The organism is Micromonospora acroterricola (assembly GCF_003172955.1).
GTDB classification, from domain to species: Bacteria; Actinomycetota; Actinomycetes; order Mycobacteriales; family Micromonosporaceae; genus Micromonospora; species Micromonospora acroterricola.
This window is the reverse complement of sequence record NZ_QGKR01000355.1, coordinates 1-3,855: the sequence shown is the minus strand read 5'-3', so window position 1 is coordinate 3,855 and position 3,855 is coordinate 1. Positions and strand designations below refer to the sequence as shown.

Sequence of the window (3,855 nt, the reverse complement as noted above, 5' to 3'; positions counted from 1 at the left end):
GGCCCGGGCGCCGGGCCGGGACGGGACCTGGCGGACCCGGACGATCAGCGGGTGCAGCTCGACGTGCCGGCTCAGGTTGCTCAGCAGGGCCGCCGCCTCGGCGGGTGAACAGCGGGCCTGGACGGTGTAGGTGAAGGCATCGCTCCTGAGCACACCGTCTCCCGCCGCCGTTGGTCGCACGATCGTCCCGTACCCCGCTCGCGCTGGCAACGCCCGGACGGACACGGCCCGTTGTCCCGGCATTCGCACACCATTCCCACTACCGTCGGCTGGTGGGAGATCACCGGTTGTGACGGAGGGCGGGATGATGAACGGTGACGACCGGTGAGCGGGCACGTGATGGTCTTCGCGCCCACTCCCCAGCTGACGGTGACCGTGGACCAGCCGAACGGCCAGCCCGAGCTGCACCTGCACCCGGGTGGGCAGGGCGTCTGGCAGGCCCGCATGGTGATGTCGCTCGGCGTCGACGTGGTGCTCTGCGCCGCGCTCGGCGGTGAGATCGGGCAGGTGCTCGAGCCGCTGCTCGTCAGCGAGGGGGTGGACCTCAAGGTGGTGGTCCGTGACTCCGGCAGCGGCGGGTACGTGCACGACCGCCGGGGCGGGTCCCGGCAGGAGATCGCCGACGTGCCCGGGCAGCCACTGAGCCGGCACGAGCTGGACGAGCTGTACAACCTGGCCCTCGGCGAGGGCCTGCGGGCGTCGGTGAGCATCCTGAGTGGACCGAACGAGCCGTGGCTCGTCCCGGCCGACCTCTACCGGCGCTTCGCCGCCGACCTCGGCGCCAACGGCGGCCGGGTGGTGGTCGACCTCTCCGGCGATCATCTCGGCGCGGTGCTGGACAGCGGGGTGTTCTTCCTCAAGGTGAGCCACGAGGAGCTGATCCGCGACGGCCGCGCCCGCAACGAGGACAGCGGGGAGCTGACCCGCGCGATGTACGAGCTGCACGCCGCCGGCGCCGAGACGGTGGTGGTGAGCCGGGCCGAGGATCCGGCGCTGGCGCTCATCGACGGGGAGCTGTTCGAGGTGGAGATGCCCCGGTTGCAGGCGGCCGACCCGCGCGGCGCGGGCGACTCCATGACCGCCGGGGTGGCCGCCGTGGTGGCCGGCGGCGGGGACATCCGGACCGCGATCCGGACCGGCGCCGCCGCCGGGGCGCTGAACGTCACCCGGCACGGCCTGGGCACCGGGCGGTTGGACTCGATCACGGGCCTGGTGGAGCGGGTCCGGCTGGTCCCGGCGGACACCCGACAGCAGGAGCGGACCACGCCCGACGAACTCGCCGACCGGGCGGTGGAGCGATGACGCTGCGGGTGCTCGTCACCAACGACGACGGGATCGCCGCGCCGGGCATCCAGGCGTTGGCCTGGGCGGCAGCGCGGCGGGGCCTCGACGTGGTGGTCGCCGCGCCGCTGGAGGAGGCGAGCGGCACCAGCGCCGCCATGAGCGCGATGGAGCAGGACGGGCGGGTGGTGGTGCACGACCACCCGCTGCCGGATCTGGAGGGCGTGCCGGCGTACGGGGTCGGTGGCTCCCCCGGCTTCATCACGCTGATCGCGCTGCACGGCGCGTTCGGCGCGCCGCCGTCGGTGGTGCTCTCGGGCATCAACCGGGGCGCCAACGCCGGCCGCGCCGTGCTGCACTCCGGCACGGTGGGCGCCGCGTTCACCGCCGCCACGAACGGTTGTCGCGCGATGGCGGTCTCGCTGGACGTGCTCTCCGCGGGCGCGGCGACGGCCGCCAGCGGTGGCGCCGCGGTGGATGCCGCAGCCCGGGTACGCGACGCCGAGCGGCACTGGGCCACGGCCGCGCGGGTCGCCCTCGACCTGCTTCCCCGGTTGACCGCCGCGCCGATCGAGAGCGTGCTCAACATCAACGCCCCGGACGTGCCGCACGGGCAGCTGCGCGGGGTACGCCGCGGCACGCTGGCCAGCTTCGGTCAGGTGCAGATGACGGTGGCCGAGTCGGGGCACGGCTTCGTCCGTACCTCGCTGGAGGAGCCGGGACAGGCCGCGCAGCCGGGCACGGACGTGGCGTTGCTGGCAGCGGGGTACGCGTCGGTCACGGCCATCCGGGCGGTCACCGAGATGACCGACGTCGACCTGACCGGCCTGGACGAGCAGGGCTGACCGGCGTTCAGCGGAGCGGGGCCAACTCCCGGCCGTTGTGCGGCGTTCAGGCGCCGGGCAGCACCTCGGGGGTGGCGGCGCCGGCGAAGTACGGCTCGGGTGCGCCGAAGAGGCCGAGCAGGCCGGTCACCCAGAGCTGCCGGTGCACGAACCGGCTCGGCTCGGTGACCACCAGCTTGACGCCACTGACCTCGGCGGTCTGGAAGCCGGCCACCATCGCGCTGATGCCGACCGAGTCAATGAAGGTGACCAGCCTCATGTTGAGCTCGATGCGGAGAGGACGGCCCTTGGCCAGCACCTCCGCGATCGCCTCGCGCACCTCGTACGCGGTGTCGACGTCGATCTCGCCCCGCGGGGCGATCTCCACGACACCACCGGTCAGAACCGACTTCACGATCGACAGGCTCACGCGAGCACCTCCACCCGCCCGTCCCCCGGGCGCCTCATCAGTACGCGGGCCGCGACCGAGAGTATTCCTCTGACGGCCTCGGTCGCCACCCCTCGGGATGAGCAATTCGCGGATCCGGGCACACCAAGTCGCCCATATCCCGACTTTTCGTTATTTGACGACCCGTACTTTTCGTTATCTGATCACTTCGCGATCGGTCGGAACCGACGCGCCGCCGGACCAGGGTAGCGGTACCGACCCGGCGGGGCCGACAACCGGTGCGCCAACGGCGCCCGCCCCGCGCGCCACCGGCGTGTCGCACCTCGTCGATCGCCAGGATCTGCCGCACGGTTGCCGACGCCGCCTAGCATCGACCGGGGAACCCACCGTGACAGAGAGGACCTTCGATGATCAAGAGACTCGCTGGACTGGCCGGCGTCGGCGTCCTGCTCGCCCTCGTACTGGCCTGCGGCTTCGGCGGCGGAGGCGATGACGACGACGATGACGACGACTTCGCCCGGGGTGTCGCCGCGGTGGTGGTGCGCTGACCGTGCGGCGAGCCAGGTCGGCCGGGTTTGCGCCCGGCCGGCGTGGGGCACTGCGGGATAGGCGAACCGTGATGCGCTGAACTGACGCCGAAGTCCGAAGTGGCCGCCGGCTTCGGCACCCGAGGAGGTAACCAACGATGTTCGGAACCAACCTGCTGGACCGCCGCAGCAAGCCGGAGCGAATCGCGGACCAGGCGTGGGAGCACCTGGTCTCCGCCGTCAGCTCCGCGGGTGACAGTGTCCGGGACACCGCCCGCTCCGCCCGTCGCGGCAGCACCGGCCTCGCCGACGGCGCCGGTGACCTGGTGGGCTCCGCCGCCGAAGAGGCGCGGCGCCGAGCCACGCTGGCCTTCGACGCGCTCGCCGGCCGTCGGCCGGCACTGCCCTGGACCCTGCTGATCGGCACCGCGCTGGTCGGCGCGGCGGTCGGCTGGGCCATCGGCTCCGCCGCGCGCGCCGCCGGCAGCCGGGACGACCGCGCGGTGGACGACGTCGAGTTCGTCGACGTCGACCGCCCGAACGCCCCCATCGGCCTGAACGACTGACCTACCCGCCGCCGTCCGTGGGCCCCGCCCGACCCCTGGGTCGGGCGGGGCCCACGCCTCTCCCCCACCCCATTGACGGGCGGACATACCGGGCAGCGCCGATGGCTGGAGCGCGTGGAACGGGCGGCGCCCGACCATCCGGGGGCAAGCCGCGCGGCGACCGCCCGCAGCCGGTCGGCCAGCTCGTACTGGCGGCGCTGATCGGCGGGAGCCGGTCGAGTCTCGTCAAGGATGCTCGCCGCAGCCGT

At 73.3% G+C, this 3,855-nt stretch carries 5 protein-coding genes; 4 read left to right on the top strand and 1 reads right to left on the bottom strand.

Going from position 1 to position 3,855, the window contains the following annotated elements:
- Positions 1 to 339: 339 nt before the first annotated feature.
- Complete coding sequence (locus DKT68_RS29950; protein ID WP_109820734.1) at positions 340 to 1,302, top strand: PfkB family carbohydrate kinase; 963 nt, start codon at positions 340 to 342, stop codon at positions 1,300 to 1,302.
- The gene (surE, locus tag DKT68_RS29945; protein ID WP_109820733.1) at positions 1,299 to 2,126 is read left to right on the top strand and encodes a 5'/3'-nucleotidase SurE; all 828 of its coding nucleotides are present in this window, start codon (positions 1,299 to 1,301) and stop codon (positions 2,124 to 2,126) included. Before DKT68_RS29950 ends, surE begins: the two co-directional genes overlap by 4 nt.
- A 46-nt stretch (positions 2,127 to 2,172) precedes the next feature.
- Here surE and DKT68_RS29940 read toward each other — a convergent pair whose 3' ends face one another.
- The gene (locus DKT68_RS29940) at positions 2,173 to 2,535 is read right to left on the bottom strand and encodes an STAS domain-containing protein (RefSeq protein ID WP_109820732.1); all 363 of its coding nucleotides are present in this window, start codon (positions 2,533 to 2,535) and stop codon (positions 2,173 to 2,175) included.
- Positions 2,536 to 2,921: 386 nt separating this feature from the next.
- Here DKT68_RS29940 and DKT68_RS31295 point away from each other — a divergent pair, with 386 nt between their 5' ends.
- Together DKT68_RS31295 and DKT68_RS29935 are read left to right on the top strand one after the other, a co-directional pair.
- Positions 2,922 to 3,062 (top strand): hypothetical protein, encoded by a 141-nt coding sequence (locus DKT68_RS31295; protein ID WP_161556715.1) that lies wholly within the window; start codon positions 2,922 to 2,924, stop codon positions 3,060 to 3,062.
- A gap of 137 nt (positions 3,063 to 3,199) precedes the next feature.
- Entirely contained in the window at positions 3,200 to 3,607 is a 408-nt protein-coding gene (locus DKT68_RS29935; RefSeq protein WP_109820731.1) for a hypothetical protein, read from the top strand.
- Positions 3,608 to 3,855 lie beyond the last annotated feature (248 nt).